This is a genomic window from Parazoarcus communis (assembly GCF_003111645.1).
In the GTDB taxonomy this organism is placed as follows: domain Bacteria; phylum Pseudomonadota; class Gammaproteobacteria; order Burkholderiales; family Rhodocyclaceae; genus Parazoarcus; species Parazoarcus communis_A.
In genome coordinates this window covers 698471-717300 of the sequence record NZ_CP022187.1, presented here as the reverse complement: position 1 = coordinate 717300, position 18830 = coordinate 698471, and the positions used below count along the sequence as shown (strand labels likewise).

The following is an 18830-nucleotide window of genomic DNA, read 5'->3' as shown; positions in this document are numbered from 1 at the left end:
GAGTTGAAACCCTCTATGTCGAACGGAGCAATCAGGAGACACCGTTCATGGCCCACGAAGTGGATTACATCGTTGTTGGCGCAGGCTCGGCGGGTTGCGTGCTCGCCAACCGCCTGAGCGAGGATTCGAGGAGCAAGGTTCTGCTGCTCGAAGCGGGCGGCCCCGACAACAACCCCTGGATTCACATCCCGGTCGGTTACTTCAAGACCATGCATGACCCGCGCTATGACTGGTGCTACCGCACCGAGGCCGACGAAGGTCTCGCCGGGCGCCAGTTGCAATGGCCGCGCGGCAAGGTACTGGGCGGCTCCAGCTCACTGAACGGTCTGCTCTATGTGCGCGGCCAGCACGAGGATTACGATCGCTGGGAAGCGCTGGGCAACAAGGGCTGGAGTTTCAAGGACGTCCTGCCCTACTTCCGGAAATCCGAAGACCAGGAACGTGGCGCAAGCGAATACCACGGCGTCGGCGGCCCGCTCAAGGTATCCGACCTTCGCCTGCGGCGTCCGATTGCCGACCACTTCATTGCCGCCGCCCAGGATATCGGCATCCCCCTGAACGACGACTACAACGGCGCCAGTCAGGAAGGCGTAGGCTACTTCCAGCAGACCGCACACAAGGGCTTCCGCTGGAGCACGGCAAAGGGCTTTTTGCGCCCTGCACGCAAGCGCCCGAACCTGATCGTCGAAACCCACGCCCAGACCACCCGTATCCTGTTCGAGGGCAAGCGCGCTGCAGGCATCGAATACATGCAGGGCGGAAAACTGTGCACGGCACGCGCACGTGCTGAAGTCATTCTCGCCGCAGGCGCGATCGGCTCGCCGCAGATCCTGCAGAACTCGGGCGTAGGCCCAGCCGACGTGCTGAACAAGGCCGGCGTAGCCCTCCATCACGAACTGCCCGGCGTAGGCCGCAACCTGCAGGACCACCTCCAGGTACGCCTCGTACTCAAGACGCGTGAGCGCACCCTCAACGATGAAGTGAACAGCCCCATCCACAAGCTGTGGATCGGCATGCAGTACATGATGTCGCGCACCGGCCCGCTGACGCTGGCCGCCAGCCAGGTCACCATTTTCACCCGCTCCGGCCCCGAGGCAGAGCGCCCCGACATCCAGTTTCACATGCAGCCGCTCAGCGCCGACAAGCCCGGTGAAGGCGCGCATCCGTTCTCGGCCTTTACCGCGTCGGTGTGCCAGCTGCGTCCTTTCAGCCGCGGCCACATCGAGATCAGGTCCAACGATCCGCTCGAGTACCCGGCGATCCATCCCAACTACCTGTCGGACGAACGCGACCACCCGGTCGTGATCGGCGGCATCAAGGTTGCCCGCCGTATCGCACAGGCCCCCTCGCTCAAGCCGCACATCATTTCCGAATTCGTCCCCGGCGAGCAGTTCCAGACCGATGCCGAACTGCTCGATGCGGCCCGACGCTACAGCCAGTCCATCTACCACCCTGCAGGCACCTGCAAGATGGGGCACGACCCCCTCGCCGTTGTCGATGACCGCCTGAAGGTGCACGGCCTCGACGGACTGCGCGTGGTCGATGCCTCGATCATGCCCGAGCTCGTATCGGGCAACACCAACGCCCCGACGATCATGATTGCCGAGAAAGCGGCCGACATGATCAAGGCAGACAGACGCTGAACCAGCGTAGTAGCAGCCTCACCACTTTTACAAGGGCAATGAAGCCCGAAATGCCACCCAGAGGAGACACTCAAATGGCCAATCAGACACCTCTTGATCGTCGCGGATTCCTGCGCATCGCAGGTCGTTACGGATTGACGTCAACCGTGCTTGCCGCAACCGGCATCGTTGGCCCGCTCACCCTTGAAGGCGTTGCGCAGGCCGCCGCCGCCACGGCTGACGCTCGCAACGCGAGCACCCCGCTGATGACGCTCAAGTTCGGCGCTTCGGGCTTTAACGAAGAAAACCTGAAGATCCAGGAATCGGGTCAGCTGTGGTTCGCGCAGGAACTTGAGAAACGCAGCAACGGCGCGCTCAAGATCGACTTCATCGGCAGCAACGCCATCTGCAACCAGCTCGACTGCGTCAAGAAGGCCCAGCAGGGCATCATCGACCTGTTCTCGGCCAGCACGCAGAACTCGGCTGGCGCGGCACCGTATTACAACGTGCTCGACTTCGCGTACATGTTCCCGTCGCGCGCCGCACAGCACTACTTCCTCTATCACCCGAAGAGCGAAAAGCTGTTCCGCGAGCCGATGCGCAAGCGTCACAACATCCAGTTCCTTTACAGCCACTGCGAACTGCGCGGCATCATGCTCGGCAAGAAATTCGCCGACGCACCGCTGATCACCAGCGTGGAGCAGCTCGCCGGCACCAAGAACCGCGTCACCGGCACCCAGCTCGGGCGCATCGCGATGCAGCTGATGAACCTCAACCCGGTACCGATCTCCTGGGAAGAAACCCTCGACGGCCTCAAGCAAGGCCTGATCGATGGCGCAGAAACCTGGATGGGTGCAGCCGCCTACGCCAACATGGCGCCCGTGCTGTCGCAGGCGGTGGATCTGAAGTTCTTCTGCGGCACGGAACACACCGCAATGAACAACAAGACCTTCGAAAAGCTGCCGTCAAACCTGCAGGACGTGGTGATGGAAACCTCGTTCGCCGCCCAGCAATACACCCAGCGCGAGCAGGAAAAGGCACTGATCGACGTCGTTGGTGCAGTCCCCAACCCCGGCCCGGACACCGTGTTCGGCAAGAACAAGGTGCGTGTGGCCACGCTCTCCGATGCGGAAATTCTCAAGGCCGAAAAGATGTGCTCCCCCGAGTACAACCCCAAGCCGTGGGAAGAGTGGCGCGAGCGTCTGTCCAAGATGTCGGGTGGCCAGGATGTTTACAAGGAAATCTTCGACATCGCGCGCGAGATCCCGAAGAACACCGCGGTAGCCGACGTAAAGGCACGCCGCTGGTGGCAGAACGCCTGATTGGCACAAGCCTTCAACTAGCACACGGCCGACTCCGCTCCGCGCGGGGTCGGCGCCCACCGTCATGTTTTTGGAGACATCCCCATGTCGTACCTGATGGCGCTACTTCGGTGGCTGGACCGCAACGCCGAACGCACACTCATCCTCATCGCATACTCCAGCATGGCCCTGATCATCGTGTATGCGGTCTTCGAACGCTATGTCTTCAGCACCCAGATTCCCTGGAGCACGTCGATCCCGATCTACCTGTTCCTGTGGGTGGCGTGGGTTGGATGTGCCTATAACGTCAAGAAACGCACACATCTGGTTTTCAACGACTTTCGCCTGCGCATGCCCTACGGAATGCAGTTCGCCATGATGTGGCTCGACACCATCCTGTGGATCGGTTTCGGCTCCATCGTTGCCTGGTTCACCATCGAACAGACTCAGCTCGCCTATGACAACTTTTCGATCGTGCAGGGCACGGACAACGTCATGCAATGGTGGTTCTACCTCGCCACGCCCGTCGGCTGGGGAATCCTGATGATTCGGGCGCTGCAGAATCTCATGCAGGACATCGGCCGCTTTCGCCGCCGCGAACCCTTCCTGGTCGACATCCAGACCGTCGGCGGAGACTGAGGAGCAAGCATGGACAACTCAATACTTATCACGCTCGTATCGCTTGGCGTTATCGGCCTGTTCCTGGTCGGCGTGCCGATCTTTCTCGTCATCGCGCTCTGGGTAACCGGTGTCTCGCTGGTAATCGATTTCACGCTGGCCAACATCGGCGTCACGCTGTTCGAAGGGCTCAACTTCTTCGGCCTGCTGTCACTGCCACTCTTCATCCTCACCGGTGACCTGATTGCTGCCGCCGGCATCGCCACCCGCCTGGCCAACTTTGCACATGCCTGCCTGAGCTGGATGCGCGGCGGCCTGGGGCTGGCGACGATCGGCTCCTGCGGGCTGTTTGCGGCCATCTCGGGCTCGAACTCGGCCACCACGGCGACCATCGGCGGCATCATGCATCCGCTGCTCAAGGCCGACGGCTACGACAGCCGGTTTGCCGCAGCAACTGCAGCAGCAGGCGGCACGGTCGGGATCATCATTCCGCCGTCGATCATCTTCATCGTGTATGGCTTCCTGATGAACCTGTCGATCTCCGACCTGTTCGTCGCCGGCATCCTGCCCGGCATGCTGATGGTGATCGCGATGCAGGCGGTGTGCTGGTGGATGTGTCGCAAGCACGGCTGGGGCTCGGTTACGCCGCTCGACATGAAGCGCGTGTTCCGCACGGCACGGCAGGCTTACCTCGGCTTCTTCGCGATCTTCATCGTCATCTTCGGCATCTACTCGGGCATCTTCTCGCCGACCGAAGCGGCCGCGATCACCGTGGGCTTCTGCCTCGTTGCCGGTCTGCTGCTGACGCGTGAGATCAAGTGGAAAGCACTGCCCGACATCCTGCTGCGCTCAGGCCAGCTGACGGGCATGCTGGCACCCATGATCGCAGTATCGATCGTGATGCAGCAGGTGTTCGCACTGCTCGGTGCGGCAGAGACGGTCGCTGCCTTCGTGGCCTGGTTCGGCAACGGTGAAACCGTCGTGCTGCTGGTGTGCATGGGCATCGTGCTCGCTGCGGGCTGCATTCTCGAGAGCCTGCCCGTCACGGTGATCTTTGCCCCGATCCTGGCCCCGATCGCGGTTGCAACCGGTGTCGATCCGGTTCACTTCTCGGTGATCTTCCTTGTCGGTGCCGCCATCGGCTTCATCACGCCACCTTTCGGACTGAACCTGTTCGTTGCCAGTGGCGTCACCGGCATTCCGTACTCGCAACTCGTACGATTCGCCGTGATGTACATGACCGGACTGGTGATCTCCTGGCTGCTGATCGCCTTCGTCCCGTGGCTGTCGCTGGGGCTGATCCCGACGCCGGGCTGAGCTCACTCGGCAGGTCAATGAAAAATGCGGTCACAGAGAACACTGTGGCCGCATTTTTTCGGGCTCCGGGTCTATGCAGCCGGCAGCAGGACCAGTTTGCCGACGGACTTCTTGTCCATGAAATCCTGTTGCGCGCGCACGATGTCTGCAAGCGGATAGGTTCGGGAAACGAGCGGACGGATCTCGCCCCGCTCGATGTAGCCGTCCAGGTTTTCGAACACTTCACGCGGCTGCGAGGTGCAGTCAAAGAAGCTCAGGTGATTGAGATACAGCGTGTGCACGTCGAGCACAAGCAGCGGACCACCGATCGCACCTGCCACGGCTTACCGGCCACCCCGACGCAGAAGATCCGGCAATTCGGGCCATTGCTCACCGGCGACCAGGTCGATGACGACCATCAAGGCTGTCGCGTCCGAGCGTATCGAGCAGGCTGACACCTCGCTCGATCACACGATCCGCCCCCATCTGTTCAACTTCTGCGCGCTTTGCGGCGGCGGTCGAGGCTGGGCTTGCCGTAACGCTGCTGCCGGCATCACTCATGCAATCTGCAAGCATGCGCCCGCTGCCAGGCACATTCATGCAAAGCACGGCGGCACTCAGGATGAACATGAACTGCTCACCACCTGTCGACAAGGCGATCCACGAACGCCTTGGCGACTGCATGCGCAGGGCCGGCTCGCAGCTCAGACCTCGGATTCACTGAGCGGATTCACTGAGCAAAGGCCGCCCGGTCGCATCCTGGCGCTGCAGAGCACTTCACCTCGCTCGGGATGAATGACGCGCGCGGACTCCGCCCGCCATCCGCAGGTACCCGTCTGGCTTTCGCGATCTGTTCCGCGCTTCATTGCGGCCGTGCGGCGCCGTGCGCATATTGCATCCTGGCCCAGGATGCCGGCGAAAGCTGACTGAAACCTGAATGGCATGAATGAGACTGGCTCTGATTCTGGTGTGCCGGATCCATTTTGCGTTTCAGTTTCGACGCATCGACGCAATCGATCTTGGTGCCGCTTATCAGATCATCAATAGTCTCTATTCCTGTATGTGGAACGTCGCGTTTCATTTAAAATGCCGCGAAAATGAAACACGCACCTGCGGTAAATTGATCGCGCCGCGTTCGCTCAGGGAAAACAAAACACAGACCTGAATGTTGGCCAAAGCATTCCCGGAGACAAGAAATGAAACAATCACCCAAGAACGATCCAAAGGAAGTCAGGCGCGTCGTCAGCGCCAGTCTCATCGGCGCCACCATCGAGTGGTACGACTTCTTCCTCTACGGTGTCGTCGCAGGCATCGTATTCAACAAACTCTATTTCCCCTCCAGCGACCCGCTGGTCTCCACCATGCTGGCCTACGGTACCTTTGCCGTCGGCTTCCTGAGCCGTCCGCTTGGCGGGGTGATCTTCGGCCATTTTGGCGACAAGCTTGGACGCAAGAGCATGCTGGTCATGACCCTGATGATCATGGGCGTCGCCACGGTACTGATCGGCCTCGTCCCGACCTACGATCAGATCGGCATCTGGGCGCCCATCCTGCTGCTCATCCTGCGCATCGCACAAGGCATCGGCCTCGGCGGCGAATGGGGCGGTGCGGTACTGATGGCCTTCGAGTATGCACCCAAGGAAAAACGTGGCTTCTACGCCAGCATCCCGCAGATTGGTCTGGCGCTGGGGCTGTGCCTTGCCTCGGGCGTGGTGGCCGGACTGTCCTCGATGCTCAGCGATGAGCAGTTCCTCTCCTGGGGGTGGCGAATCGCCTTCATCCTCTCCTTCCTGCTCGTCGCCGTGGGCATGTACATCCGTCTGAACGTGATGGAGACACCGGAATTTGCCGAAGCGAAGGCTTCCGGCGAAGAGATCAAACTGCCGATCAAGGAGGTCATCACAAAATACCCTGGCAATGTGCTGGCCGGCATGGGGGCACGTTATATCGACGGGGTGTTCTTCAACATCTTCGGCGTGTTCTCGATTGCCTACCTCACGCAGACGCTGCACCTGAGCCGGACCGATGCCTTGCTGGGCGTCATGGCCGCTGCGCTGGTGATGATCTTCACCATTCCTTTTTTCGGCAGACTCTCCGACCGTATCGGGCGCACCCGGATCTACTTCTGGGGCTCGTTGCTGACGGGTCTGTCCGCCTTTGCCGGTTTCTGGTTCATGCAGAACAGCAACGGCAACATGCTGGTGGTCTGGATGGCGATCATCATTCCGTTCGGCGTGTTCTACGCGTCGATCTACGGACCGGAAGCCGCGCTGTTTGCCGAACTGTTCAACCCCAGGATCCGCTACTCGGGCATCTCTTTCGTGTATCAATTCTCGGGCATCTTCGCCAGCGGCATCACCCCGATCATCGCCACCTATCTGCTGCAGAAGGGTAACGGTGACCCGTGGCTGATCTGCGCCTACGTCGCCTTTGCCGGCCTCGTCAGCGCCCTGTCTGCGTCATGGATCGGACGCCGCAAGCGTCGCGAATCGCTTCTGGAAGCCATCCCCGGTTGCGCCTGAGCGCCTGATCACCCGGGCATCTGAAAAGCCGCATCCTGCCCGGGTGCATTCAGACCGAAGTTCATGGATGCATTATCCTGTCAGCCTGCTTCTCCTGACCGGACTGACTCCATGCCCCAGACCCTGCCGTATAAGGAACACCAGCTCACCCGCGACGAAATTGACGCACTCGACGAAGCCGTCGTGCTGGATTTCGGTACCGACTGGTGTGGTCACTGCAACGCGGCCGCGCCACTGGTTGCAGCAGCAATGAGCGCTCATGCCGGGGTACGCCACATCAAGGTCGAAGACGGCCCCGGTCGGCGGCTCGGGCGCAGTTTCAGCGTAAAGCTGTGGCCCTCGCTGATTTTTTTGCGGAAAGGCCGGGAAATCGCCCGCCTCGTGCGCCCTGGCAAGCAGGAAGACATCGTGCAGGCGCTCCAGGCGCTCGAGTCTGCAGCGTGAGCATGTGCGACTTCAGCGAACTGGACCGCGTCGGCCTCAACCTGCAGGCGGTCTTCAACGTGGACACCCTGCCCACGACGATCCGCGCGCAACTGCGGCAGGGGATGAAAGACGGCCAGGAATTCCGCCAGCTCATTCTGATCGGCAATGCCGGCTCCGCGCTGTGGTCGGCCGTCAGGGCGGCCGGCACTGACAGCACCGACCCAATCGATGACTTCAGCGTCCAGACCGTATCGCGCTGGTTCAACACCTGCTTCGGTGACTGCGGCCATCAACGCATTTACCCTGGCCATACAGCTGTCGGCCTGCAGACGCTTGGCAGCCTCGCCGGCTGGCACCATGCCTCACCGTTCAAGGTGGGCATCAATCAGGACTGGGGCACCTGGTTCGCTTACCGGGTGGCCTTGCTTGCAGACACCGCACTGCCGGTCACGCAGGCGCGGCACACCGTTTCTCCCTGTGACACGTGTCGGGACAAACCCTGCATTCCCGCCTGTCCTGCGCAGGCGATGGCAAGTGGTGATTTCGACCTGGACCGGTGCATCGACTACCGCCGCCAGCCGGGCTCGCGTTGCGCCGCAAGCTGTGTCGCCCGGTTAAGCTGTCCGGTCGGCTCAAGTCACCGCTACGACCCGGAGCAGATTGCCCACGGGTACGCGAACTCGCTGAAGATGATTGAGCGCTATCGGAACACGCGCACTTCAAGCGAGCTCAAGTAAGTGCAAACGGGCATCAGGTCCGCCCTGCGCCCGTTTGCATGCCGATCACTTGATCAGCATGTCGTTCTTGACCGAACTCACACCGGGAACCGCGCGCGTCACCTCAATCGCCTTGTTCGCCATGGCGCGCGAAGTCACAAACCCGCTGAGTTGCACAACGCCCTTGAAGGTCTCGACGTTGATTTCCGCAACCTTGAGTGCTGGCTCATTGAAGATCGCCGCTTTCACCTTGGCGGTGATCACGGTGTCGTCGACGTATTCTCCCGTACCTGCCTTCTTGTCGGTGCTGGCGCAGCCCGCGACGGTCAATAACGAGAAAGCCAGGAAAAGTGCGCTGAGATACTTGCCGAACTGTTTCATGTTGAGCTCCTGAATGATGAGGGTGCGGATCAGCTGTCTCTCATCAAGGGCAATCCGGCCAGGGAAGAAGAACACACGCTTCCCCCAAGTTACCCTCGCATCCGCTCTGTGAACTTAGTCACCCCTATGACGGCAAACAGTTCGGTAGCACACATATGAAACGGGCAGGCTTTCATGTACTCGCTCACGACCAAAGCAAAGAATCGGTTTTGTGCAATGCAACAAGCTGCTAATCTGATGCCTGACTAGATAGCGACAGCGGACTTGAGCGATGACGGGTATGAGCGAAACGGATCTGAAGCAGTTCTTTCTCGAGCGGGTTCGACTGTTCGAAAGCTTCCCCGCGGACAAGGTGGAGGAGATCCTCTCCAGGTCCCGTCTTGCGACCTTCGAGGGCAACGAGGCGATCCTCGAGACCGGCGACGAAGGAAGGTTCATGGGCGTCGTGATCAGCGGGACCGCCGAGGTGTCGGTCTCCGACAACACCGGCACCCGCACGGTAATCAGCCAGCTGGACGAAGGCGACGTGTTCGGCGTGATCTCGCTGCTCACCGGCGAACCCATCGTGGCCGACGTCATTGCCGGCAGTCGCTGCTTAGTGCTGATGATTCCGCAGGACGTCTTCCAGGCGTACATACTGACCAATCCGAAGTGCGTCGCCTATCTCTCGCGCCTGCATGCCGAGCGCATCAGGACCATGACGTCGGACCTCGTCGCGTCAAAGTGCAAGGCCAGAGCACGCTCGGACGATCCCTATGCGCTGTCGCTTGCAACCAACACGGCGGGCAAGGTCGTCGTGCTGAACGTCGGCATCAGCCAGATCCACTTCGGCATCTACGACACGCACGACCTTGACTCGGACGTGCACGGCATCATCGACAATACCGACCGCGACCGTGTTCATATCCGCGTCAGCGTGGGGCCGCAGAGCCGCAGCATGGAGCGTGAGCCCTTTCCGCTCTCAGATCTGTTCGCGGTGATGCAGGCGTCCTGCGCCCTGCTCGGCGAGGCTTTTGCCTTTCACCTGCTGGACGTGAGTGCGGTCGGCCACCGGGTGGTTCATGGTGGCAGCAAGTTCTCCAGCTCGGTGGTGATCACACCCGCGGTGATTGCAGACATCGAAGCGCTTTCGGTATTCGCACCGCTGCACAACCCGGCAAACGTCAAGGGCATTCGCGAGGCAATGAAGCAGTTGCCCGGCGTGCCTCAGGTCGCCGTGTTCGATACCGCTTTCCACCAGACCCTGCCGCCCTACGCCTATCTTTACGGTCTGCCCTACGATCTGTACAAGAAGGACGGCATCCGCCGCTATGGTTTTCACGGCACCTCGCACCGGTATGTATCGCTGAAGGCTGCAGAGGTCCTCAAGCGCCCCCTCGGCGAACTCGAGATCGTGTCCTGCCACCTTGGCATTGGCGCCTCGTTGTGCGCAATCGATCATGGGCGTTCGGTCGACACCACGATGGGCATGACGCCCACCGACGGCCTCATCATGCCCAGTCGCTCGGGGAGCATCGACCCCGCGGTCATGATCCAGCTGCTGCAGCACCACGACATGACGCCGGCCCAGCTGTCGGACCTGATCAACACCGAGAGCGGTCTCAAGGGCATCTCGGGCATTTCCAGCGACATTCACGAGATCGAAGTCGCTGCCAGTGCGGGCCACCATCGTGCGCTCCTCGCGCACAAGGCCTTCTGTTACCAGATCCGCAAGAACATCGGCGCCTATGTGGCGGCAATGGGCGGGATCGATGTGCTGACCTTCACTGGCGACATCGGCGAAACCAGCGCCACGGTGCGCAGCCTGGCGTGTCAGGGCCTGAGCTACATGGGCATCAAGCTCGACGAGGAGAAGAACCGCAACGTCGGAAAGCTCGACACGTACAAGATCATTTCGGCTGACGACTCGCCGGTCACGATTATCGTGATCGCCAACGACGACGAGCGGCTCGTGGCCTGGGAAAGCCTGCGTGCAATCGAACGCAACGAGTTGATTCAGGCGATGAAGGAAGATCAGGCCGAGGCGCCGATCCCGATCGAGATCTCGGCCCACCATGTCCATCTGTCGCAGGCCGATGTGGAAAAGCTCTTCGGCCCCGGTCACCAGCTCACGCCGGAACATGAACTGTCGCAACCGGGACAGTTTGCCTGCGCCGAGAAGGTGCACCTGGTCGGCCCCAAAGGCCGCATTGCCAACGTCCGGGTGCTCGGCCCGACGCGCAAGGAAACGCAGGTGGAAATCGCGATGACGGAGCAGTTCAAGGTCGGCATTCAGCCGCCGATCCGCCAGTCAGGCGATCTCGCCAACACGCCCGGCATTACCCTTGAGGGCCCCGTCGGCAGCACCACGATAGAGCGCGGCGTGATCTGCGCGCAGCGCCACATTCACATGACCCCGGAAGATGCCTTGCGTTTCCGGGTGCGCGACAACTACGTCGTGCGCGTGCGCATCAAGGGCGAGCGCGAACTGATTTTCGGGGACGTCGTCGTCCGCGTGAACCCGGCGTTCCGCCTGGCGATGCACATCGACACCGACGAAGGCAATGCGGCCAACATCCGCACCGGCATGATCGGTTACATCGACGAGATCCAGAGCCGCCACTAGACATGCAGCCGGGGCTGGTCAAGGCCCCGGGCTGCAGCCGGTTCAGCCATTGAACACCTGGTCGGTCCACACCCTGAAGCTCTTCAGCGTGTTCGGCCCGAAGGTGTTGCTGATGGCAACATCCGCAGCGTCGCAGCCGCGGGCGATCAGCACGCGGCCGATACGAGGGGTGTTGTTGCGCGGATCGAAGGTGTACCACTTGCCGTCGAGATAGGCCTCGAACCAGCCCGCAAAATCCATCGGCTCGTAGGGTGGCGGCATGCCGATGTCGCCAAGATAGCCGGTGCAGTAGCGCGCCGGAATATTCATGCAACGGCAGAACGCGATGGCGAGGTGCGCGTAATCGCGGCACACCCCGGTCTGTTCATGAAACACATCCCATGCGGTCTTGGTCGCGCGGGCGTGCTGGTAGCCGAATGAAACGTTCCTGTTCACGTAGTCGCAGATGGCCTGCACACGCCCCCACCCCGTCGGCGCCTTGTCGAACAGCCCCCAGGCGATGTCCGAAAGACGATCGGTTTCGCAATACCGGCTTCCGAGCAGAAACTCCAGGGTCTCGTCAGGCAGTTCCTGAACCGGAACCTGCCGCGCACCCGGCACAACCGGATCAGGCTCGCCAGTGTCGTTGATCAAGGCATCGGCGGTCAGTCTGATCTGGCCCTTGGGTGCAACGATCCGGGTGCACCAGTTGCCGAAGCGGTCGCGATAGGCCGTGACCGGTACCGACGGATCGGTAATCAGATGGTCGGGAATGATCAGGTCTGACGCACGGCTGAAATGCACGTTCAGCGACAGAATCATCGGCGTGGGCTGCGGGCAGTCGTAAATCAGTTCGTAACCGACGCGAATCTTCACAGTGTTTCTCCATTCTTGAGATGAGGCCCGACCGCGCCCCGGGGAACCGGGTCTCGAACCCGGTCAGCTGCCATGTCTGACGATTCACCGGCGTTCGCCGGCAAGCGCAGTCCGCAGCGAGTCGACCACGACCTTGCGCAGGGCCTTCCATTGCGGATTTGCTGCGTCCACGTGTTTCTGGTTGAGCTCCAGTTCGATGCCCACGTACACATCGGCCGGGAGACGAGCACGGAACCAGGACGCCACGCCGTCCGCCTTCCCCGAATAGGGATAGTTCCGGCGAACCACAAGTTCCGGTGCACACGCTTCAAGCGCTGTTTTCCAGCGGTCGCACAACGCCACCTCACCGGGCCGCGAAGGGTCATAGAGCAAGCCGATATCGGCCTCTCGCGGGCGCCCCTTCAACTCGGGAGTGAAACTGTGCGAACAGATGTGAATCGCGCGCCCGCGGCGCTCGACCGTCTGCATGATCAGGCGCTCGACCTCATCGCGATGAGGGTGGTAATAGCGCGCGAGAATGTGCTCACGCACCGCCCGTGGCGCCTTGCGAACAGTTTCGAAGTGCAGGTGCCGGTGCCCGACCGAGCGATTCAGGTCGACCAGCAGGCGGCACACCGTCGCATATGCAAGTGGCGCTGAAAACGCCCTCGCCAGCGACCGCGCCATCACCAGCGCCCCTGCGTCGAATCCGCGATGCGAGGCCACCAGGTCTTGTTCCGAACGGAACAGCACGCGGTAGGCCGGTGGAATCCGGTTTCCCCCGTGCTCGCAGGTAATCACCAACGCGTCCCGGATCTCCTCCCCTTCGCTTGATGCACCCGGTGCCCGGGCATGAGTGCTTGCCAGCATGCTTCTTGTCCTTGACAGTCTGGATCGAGAGGGGCCAAGAAGCCGTTCGCCTTGCCTGCCCCCGCTGCTTGCGCACATCTTCTGATTCTACGGACCCAGTCGGCATCGGTATGTATGCTCTCGCACATAGTGTCCCGAAGCACGTTCAGCATCCGCTCACTCCCGCTTGCCCGACGCTTCCGGTAAGCTGACTCGATCCCAGAACATTCCCGCGGAAAGGCGCATCCGGCATGTACCTGCCTTCAGGGATTTCACGCCACGGCAGACATCGCCAGCGAGCCATCCATATGCGACATCCAGCACGCTCGGACATGCCTGATCGCGTTACCCGGAGAATGCGCAATATTCCGTACCGCATGCCAACCGCAGGGACGACGCGATGAGTGCGCCCCCCGGACAGCATATCGCCGACCAGAATTGCCGCCTGTTCGTCCTGTTCCGGGTACTGTTCAATTCGCGCTTCTACTATCCGGTACTGGCCGTCCTGTTTCTTGACCTCGGCCTCACGGCCACCCAGTACACCCTGCTCAATTTCGTCTGGGCCCTGGTCATCGTGCTGGCAGAGGTGCCATCCGGCGTGCTCGCCGACCGCATCGGCCGCCGGCCGCTCGTCCTCGCAGCTGCCCTTTGCATGGTAGCTGAAATGCTGGTGCTCGCTGCTGCACCGCAAAATGGCGGGCTTCTGCTTTTCCTGTTCTGCCTGCTCAACCGTGTCCTGAGCGGACTGGCCGAAGCGATGGCCAGCGGTGCCGACGAGTCACTTGCGTTTGACGCCCTCGCGGACGAAGGGCGGGAACGGGAATGGCCGCAGGTCCTTGCGCAGCTGATGCAGTGGAGGGCTGTCGGTATGGTGGTCGCGATGCTGGTCGGCAGCGCGGTGTACGACCCAAGCCTGCTCAACGGCCTTGCGGCCAGCGCCGGCCTCGCGTTTACGCTGGATCAGGCCACCACGCTGCGCTTTCCGATCTACCTCAATCTGCTCACTGCGCTGGGCGTCCTGATCGTCTGCCTGCGCATGCAGGAGCCTGCCCGCAGGTCAGGGGGCGCCATCCCGACGACCAGACAGGCGGTCGAATCGATGCTCGACGCCGGACGCTGGATTGCGCGCAACCCGCTCGCGCTGTTCGTCATCATCGGCGGCTTGCTGATCGACAGCGTGCTCCGTGTCTTCATGACCTTCGGCAGTGCCTACTACCGCATGATCGACCTGCCCGAAGCCAGCTTTGGCATCATCGGCGCCACGATGGCAGGCATCGGTATCGTGGTGGCGCCGATGGCACGCAGACTCGTGACCGCAGGCTACATGCTGCGCACTTACGGCGCGCTCGCAGCGCTCGCACTCCTGGGGCTGGTGGGCGTGGCGCTGGGCATCCCGCACTGGGGCGTGCTGTTCGCCCTGCCCCTGTCTGCAGCCATGGCTGCGGTGGGATTCGCCGTGTCCCACTACCTGAATGCTGCGGTGGATTCCCGCCATCGTGCCACCGTGCTGTCGTTCAAGGGCCTGGCATTCAACCTCGGCTACGGTTTCGTGAGCCTGCTCTTCGCCATGGCCCTGCGCGCATATCGCGATACCGGCTCCGCGCATGAAGGCCTGGCCGGCGCCCTCGGTCTGCTGCCCGTGTGGCTGGCCTTCACCGCTGCAGCGCTGACGTGGGCATTCCGGCACCACCTCGCGGTCCTGCGCAAGCACTTGTAGACGGGCATCGCCTGGGCCACGCGCAGTCTTTGCTCGTGCCGGCTGCCCGCGCGGTGCGAGCGCGAAGACACTCGGCATCTGCCGAGGGCAAACCCGAATCCATAAAGGCCGACAATGACGTGCGAGCCACGTAGAATCACCGAGAGCCCAGATTGGTGCGAGTAATCGCCGGACATTCCTATCGATGAGATTGACGTTACCTCCCATTACACCGTCGCTGCTGTATCTGCTCTTCCTTGCTCTCAGTGGCTTCGCAGTTGCAGATGACTCAACCGCGGATCCGGCGCGCGCGCTGTCGTCCGCCGACGCGGCTTGGCTGGCGGCGCACCCCGTCATCCGCCTGGGCATCGACCCCAATTACGGCCCCTACTCCTTCCTGGATGAGCAAGGCCGCGCACAGGGCGTCGTGCCCGACTTTCTCGGACACATCGAAAAGAAGCTGGGCGTCCGCTTCTCGCTGAAGACCCATCTCGACTGGCCGGGATTGATGGCAGCCTTGAAGCAGGGGCAAATCGACGCCATCGCCACCATGGTGAAGCTGCCCGAGCGCGAGGCCGACTTCGTCTTCAGCCGCATCTATCTGCCAACGCCGTTGGTCATCATGACCCGCAACGACGAGCCCAGGCTGAAGTCGGTCGAGGCACTCGAGAATCTGCGCGTCGCCCTAGTACGTGATTATTCGTCAGCCAGGCAGACGCTCAAGCTCGCTCCCGGGCTCGATCCTCACTTCGTTGGCAACCCCGAGGAAGGTCTGGATGCCGTCGCCACCGGTTCGGCAGATGCCTATGTCGGCGCACTGGGGGTCAACAGTTTTCTGGCGATTCGACGCGGCATCACCAACCTGAAAGTCAATGCCGGGTTTGAGATGAGCGGGAACGGCCAGCGCTTTGCCGTCCGAAAGGACTGGCCCGAACTGGCCAGACTCATTGACCATGCCCTGCTCGCGATTCCCGAGGACGAGAGGGCGGCGATCTTCGTACGCTGGTTGCCGCTGCGCTCCGAACAGGTGTTCCGCCTGGAATCTCACAGCCTCGCCAGTCGCGTGCTGCCGTGGCTGCTGTTCCTGACTTCGGTGGTCAGCCTGGCCTACCTGAGCGCGGTGATCTGGAACCGTCAGTTGAGGCGCGAACTGGCTCGGCGAAAATCGGAACTGGAGCGTGCGCTCAGTATCGCCGGGATAGGCGACTGGTCCGTCGACGTCAAGAGCGGGCGCATTCACTTGGCGGACGTGATCTTCCGCATCGCAGGCCAAGCGCCAACAGGGTGCGACTGGGCCACGCTGCGCAGCTGGATCCATCCCGACAGCCAGGCAACCGGTGACGCACTTTGCTCACAGATGGAGACGGTTTCTCCGGGCGAGACCATTCCGGACACCTTCATCCAGCTGCTCCGCCCGGACGGCAGCACGAGCTGGCTGGAGATCACCGTCGCTACAGACTTCAACGCGGACGGCAAGCCCTTCAGGTATTACGGCACCGCGCGGGACGTTTCTGAACGCAAGCATGCCGAAGAGGAGATCCGCAACCTTGCCTACTTTGACAGTCTGACCGGTTTGCCCAACCGGCGGCAGCTCCTGGACCGCCTGCAGCAGGCGTTGAGCGTCAGCGGCCGCAGCGGCGAAATTGGCGCCCTGCTGGTGCTTGACCTTGATCGCTTCAAGGATCTCAACGATACCCAGGGGCACGACGCCGGCGACGAGTTGCTGATCGAAGTCGCCAACCAGATTTGCACCCATGTTCGCCGTGAAGACATCGTCGCCCGCCCCGGGGGTGACGAATACGTCATCATCGCTGAAAACCTCGGCGCCGAACTCTCCACCGCCGCGCTGCAGGCCGGAGCCATCGCCGAGCAGTGCCGTACTGCGCTGTCGAAGCCTTTTTTCATCGGCAGGGGCGCGCAGCAGTATGACTGCACCACGAGTATCGGGGTCACCCTCTTTCAAGGCGCAGACACCGGCGTGGACGGTCTGCTCAAGCAGGCCGAAGTCGCCTTGTATCAAGCCAAGCGCGCCGGCAAGAACGCCGTCCGCTTTTTTAGTGCCGACATGCAGGCCGCCATCGACGCAAGAATGCAGATGGAGACCGCGCTACGCCAGGGGCTGAAGGCAGGCGAACTCCAGCTCCACTACCAACCGCAGGTCGACTCCAGCGGAACCCGGATCGGCGCCGAGGCCCTGCTCCGGTGGTACCCGAGCAATGCCGCTCCGGTGCCACCTGCGAGTTTCATTCCGGTTGCCGAGGAAAGCGGCCTCATTCTTCCGATCGGCGACTGGGTGCTGAAGACGGCCTGCGCCCAGCTCAAGCAGTGGGAAGCCGATGCGGACACCAGGGAACTGAGCATTGCGGTGAACGTCAGCGCCCGGCAATTCTTGCAAGCGGACTTCGTCGATCAGGTCATCGCCATGCTTGACGCCACGGGAGCGAGGCCGGAGCGCCTCAAGCTCGAACTGACCGAAAGCGTCGTGCTCGAATCGATCGAGACCGTCATCGACCGCATGCGCCGGTTGAAAGAAATCGGCATCACCTTTTCGCTCGACGACTTCGGCACCGGCTACTCCTCGCTGTCGTATCTGAAGCGCCTTCCCCTCGACCAGGTCAAGATCGACCGGGCCTTCGTTCGTGACATCACCACCGACCAGAACGACGCCGCCATCGTTCGCGCCACGCTCGCCATGGGCCAGTCGCTCGGCCTGAACGTCATTGCCGAAGGCGTGGAAACCGAGGCGCAGCATGCCCTGCTGGTCGAATACGGCTGCCCTCAGTTCCAGGGTTACCTCTTCAGCAAACCGATCCCGATCGAGGACTGGTAGCTCAGCTGCAAAGCTTCCACTCCGCCGCATCCACCGGCAGATAGGCTTCGACGGCCGCAGTGGCGATCACATGCGTCGTATCCTGTTCGTCATCCCGCACGTTCAGCCCGCCAAACACCGCCGTCACCTCTGCCCGGCCACGCGGCAACTCCGCAGCCACGCGATCGGTGTCGACCTTGTCCGGCTCCTGCACACCGATCGTGACCTGCACCCGCATGCTCAAGTGATCGTAGCCCAGCGACTTGAACAGCACGATCGACGAGTGATGCAGCGCGTCGTGTACCGCGCGGATGGCAGCCTTGGTGTAGTCGGCACCGTAGAGATCATTGCCGGTACCCATCTCGAGAATGATGCGTTTCTCCGTGATCGCCTCAGTCATTTGCGGGCTCCATGTCGAACGATACGATGATTGCGGCATTTGCAATCACGGTCAGGCCGTCGGTGTGCGGTTTCGGAATGTCCAGCCCGCCCTTGACCACGGTGATCGAGGGCTGACCGTAGGGAAAGATTCCGTGCAGCGCCGAGGTATCGACCTCTTCCGGTTTCTGCACCCCGATCTCCACGTCGATGATCATCGCGGTTTTCGGAAAGCCGAAGGCTTCTGCCACGTTCAGCGAGTTGTGCCACAGCGCGTCGCGAATCGCGCGCGCAGCGGCCTCGGTGTAGTTCTTGCTGCGGATCGAGCTCCCCATCCCGAACTGGGTCACCACTCTCTTCTTTGCCATCGCCTGTCTCTCCTGTGTGCCAGCCCTCAATCGGCTTTATAGCTGCGGATCACGTAGTGCTTGGTCGTCGTTTCAACCACATCCCAGAAACCGCGAAAACCGTTCGGTATCAGGAACGCATCGCCGGTCCTGAACGTCTGCGCGCTGCCATCTTCTGCAATCAGCCGAACATGTCCGCTGATGATGTAGCAGAACTCGTCACGGTCGGTGAATGCATGCCATTTCCCCGGCGTGCTGGTCCAGGTGCCCGCAATGAGTTCGCCGTCCGCGCTGTCGAACATCGCCCTGTTGGTGTGAATCGGATCACCCCCCACGACCCGGTCGGGCCTGTCGGCAAGCCGGCTCGTGGTCGCGATGGTATCCGGGTTGTTGAAGTCGATGACCTGGATCGCCAATTCTCTTATCCTTC

19 protein-coding genes are annotated in these 18830 nt (G+C 61.7%); 12 read left to right on the top strand and 7 right to left on the bottom strand.

Features of this window, described 5'->3' with window-relative positions; genetic code table 11:
• The first annotated feature begins 47 nt into the window (after nt 1-47).
• From CEW83_RS03340 to CEW83_RS03325, 4 genes are all read left to right on the top strand, one after another.
• The gene (locus CEW83_RS03340; protein ID WP_108948080.1) at nt 48-1643 is read left to right on the top strand and encodes a GMC family oxidoreductase; all 1596 of its coding nucleotides are present in this window, start codon (nt 48-50) and stop codon (nt 1641-1643) included.
• Between the two features lie 74 nt (nt 1644-1717).
• Nucleotides 1718-2944, top strand: a complete 1227-nt coding sequence (locus tag CEW83_RS03335) for a TRAP transporter substrate-binding protein (RefSeq protein ID WP_108948079.1) — start codon at nt 1718-1720, stop codon at nt 2942-2944.
• 84 nt (nt 2945-3028) lie between these two features.
• Nucleotides 3029-3562: a TRAP transporter small permease gene (locus CEW83_RS03330; protein ID WP_108948078.1), complete on the top strand. Its 534-nt coding sequence runs from the start codon at nt 3029-3031 to the stop codon at nt 3560-3562.
• Between the two features lie 9 nt (nt 3563-3571).
• Complete coding sequence (locus CEW83_RS03325) at nt 3572-4858, top strand: TRAP transporter large permease (protein WP_108948077.1); 1287 nt, start codon at nt 3572-3574, stop codon at nt 4856-4858.
• 71 nt (nt 4859-4929) lie between these two features.
• On the opposite strand, the gene CEW83_RS21180 is transcribed toward CEW83_RS03325, so the two are convergent.
• Entirely contained in the window at nt 4930-5178 is a 249-nt protein-coding gene (locus tag CEW83_RS21180) for a zinc-binding dehydrogenase (RefSeq protein ID WP_199915196.1), read from the bottom strand.
• 67 nt (nt 5179-5245) lie between these two features.
• Here CEW83_RS21180 and CEW83_RS21175 point away from each other — a divergent pair, with 67 nt between their 5' ends.
• The 5 genes from CEW83_RS21175 (at nt 5246) to CEW83_RS03305 (ending at nt 8522) form a co-directional block, all read left to right on the top strand.
• Nucleotides 5246-5632, top strand: coding sequence for a hypothetical protein (locus CEW83_RS21175; protein ID WP_199915195.1), 387 nt, complete (start codon nt 5246-5248; stop codon nt 5630-5632).
• Between the two features lie 151 nt (nt 5633-5783).
• On the top strand, nt 5784-6002 hold the full coding sequence (locus CEW83_RS20970; RefSeq protein ID WP_159099375.1) for a hypothetical protein: 219 nt from the start codon (nt 5784-5786) through the stop codon (nt 6000-6002).
• Between the two features lie 31 nt (nt 6003-6033).
• Nucleotides 6034-7359 carry an MFS transporter gene (locus CEW83_RS03315; RefSeq protein WP_108948076.1) on the top strand — a complete coding sequence of 442 codons (1326 nt, stop codon included), beginning with the start codon at nt 6034-6036 and terminating at the stop codon, nt 7357-7359.
• Nucleotides 7360-7470: 111 nt separating this feature from the next.
• The gene (locus tag CEW83_RS03310; protein ID WP_108948075.1) at nt 7471-7803 is read left to right on the top strand and encodes a thioredoxin family protein; all 333 of its coding nucleotides are present in this window, start codon (nt 7471-7473) and stop codon (nt 7801-7803) included.
• Between the two features lie 2 nt (nt 7804-7805).
• Entirely contained in the window at nt 7806-8522 is a 717-nt protein-coding gene (locus CEW83_RS03305) for a hypothetical protein (protein ID WP_108951167.1), read from the top strand.
• Between the two features lie 45 nt (nt 8523-8567).
• On the opposite strand, the gene CEW83_RS03300 is transcribed toward CEW83_RS03305, so the two are convergent.
• Nucleotides 8568-8882 carry a BON domain-containing protein gene (locus CEW83_RS03300; protein ID WP_108951166.1) on the bottom strand — a complete coding sequence of 105 codons (315 nt, stop codon included), beginning with the start codon at nt 8880-8882 and terminating at the stop codon, nt 8568-8570.
• A gap of 280 nt (nt 8883-9162) precedes the next feature.
• Between CEW83_RS03300 and CEW83_RS03295 the strand changes: the two genes are divergently transcribed.
• A complete protein-coding gene (locus CEW83_RS03295; RefSeq protein ID WP_108948074.1) occupies nt 9163-11487 on the top strand; it encodes an acetate/propionate family kinase in 2325 nt (774 codons plus the stop codon).
• A gap of 42 nt (nt 11488-11529) precedes the next feature.
• Here CEW83_RS03295 and CEW83_RS03290 read toward each other — a convergent pair whose 3' ends face one another.
• Complete coding sequence (locus CEW83_RS03290; protein ID WP_108948073.1) at nt 11530-12342, bottom strand: transglutaminase-like domain-containing protein; 813 nt, start codon at nt 12340-12342, stop codon at nt 11530-11532.
• A gap of 84 nt (nt 12343-12426) precedes the next feature.
• Nucleotides 12427-13191 carry an N-formylglutamate amidohydrolase gene (locus tag CEW83_RS03285; RefSeq protein ID WP_108948072.1) on the bottom strand — a complete coding sequence of 255 codons (765 nt, stop codon included), beginning with the start codon at nt 13189-13191 and terminating at the stop codon, nt 12427-12429.
• 379 nt (nt 13192-13570) lie between these two features.
• Here CEW83_RS03285 and CEW83_RS03280 point away from each other — a divergent pair, with 379 nt between their 5' ends.
• Together CEW83_RS03280 and CEW83_RS03275 are read left to right on the top strand one after the other, a co-directional pair.
• Complete coding sequence (locus tag CEW83_RS03280; RefSeq protein WP_108948071.1) at nt 13571-14887, top strand: MFS transporter; 1317 nt, start codon at nt 13571-13573, stop codon at nt 14885-14887.
• 184 nt (nt 14888-15071) lie between these two features.
• The gene (locus CEW83_RS03275) at nt 15072-17696 is read left to right on the top strand and encodes an EAL domain-containing protein (protein ID WP_108948070.1); all 2625 of its coding nucleotides are present in this window, start codon (nt 15072-15074) and stop codon (nt 17694-17696) included.
• Nucleotide 17697: 1 nt separating this feature from the next.
• On the opposite strand, the gene CEW83_RS03270 is transcribed toward CEW83_RS03275, so the two are convergent.
• The 3 genes from CEW83_RS03270 to CEW83_RS03260 are packed head-to-tail and all read right to left on the bottom strand — an operon-like array spanning nt 17698 to nt 18816.
• Nucleotides 17698-18075 carry a Lin0512 family protein gene (locus CEW83_RS03270; RefSeq protein ID WP_234418971.1) on the bottom strand — a complete coding sequence of 126 codons (378 nt, stop codon included), beginning with the start codon at nt 18073-18075 and terminating at the stop codon, nt 17698-17700.
• Entirely contained in the window at nt 18068-18421 is a 354-nt protein-coding gene (locus CEW83_RS03265; RefSeq protein WP_108948069.1) for a Lin0512 family protein, read from the bottom strand. Before CEW83_RS03265 ends, CEW83_RS03270 begins: the two co-directional genes overlap by 8 nt.
• 26 nt (nt 18422-18447) lie before the next feature.
• The gene (locus tag CEW83_RS03260) at nt 18448-18816 is read right to left on the bottom strand and encodes a cupin domain-containing protein (protein ID WP_199915194.1); all 369 of its coding nucleotides are present in this window, start codon (nt 18814-18816) and stop codon (nt 18448-18450) included.
• Nucleotides 18817-18830: the final 14 nt, after the last annotated feature.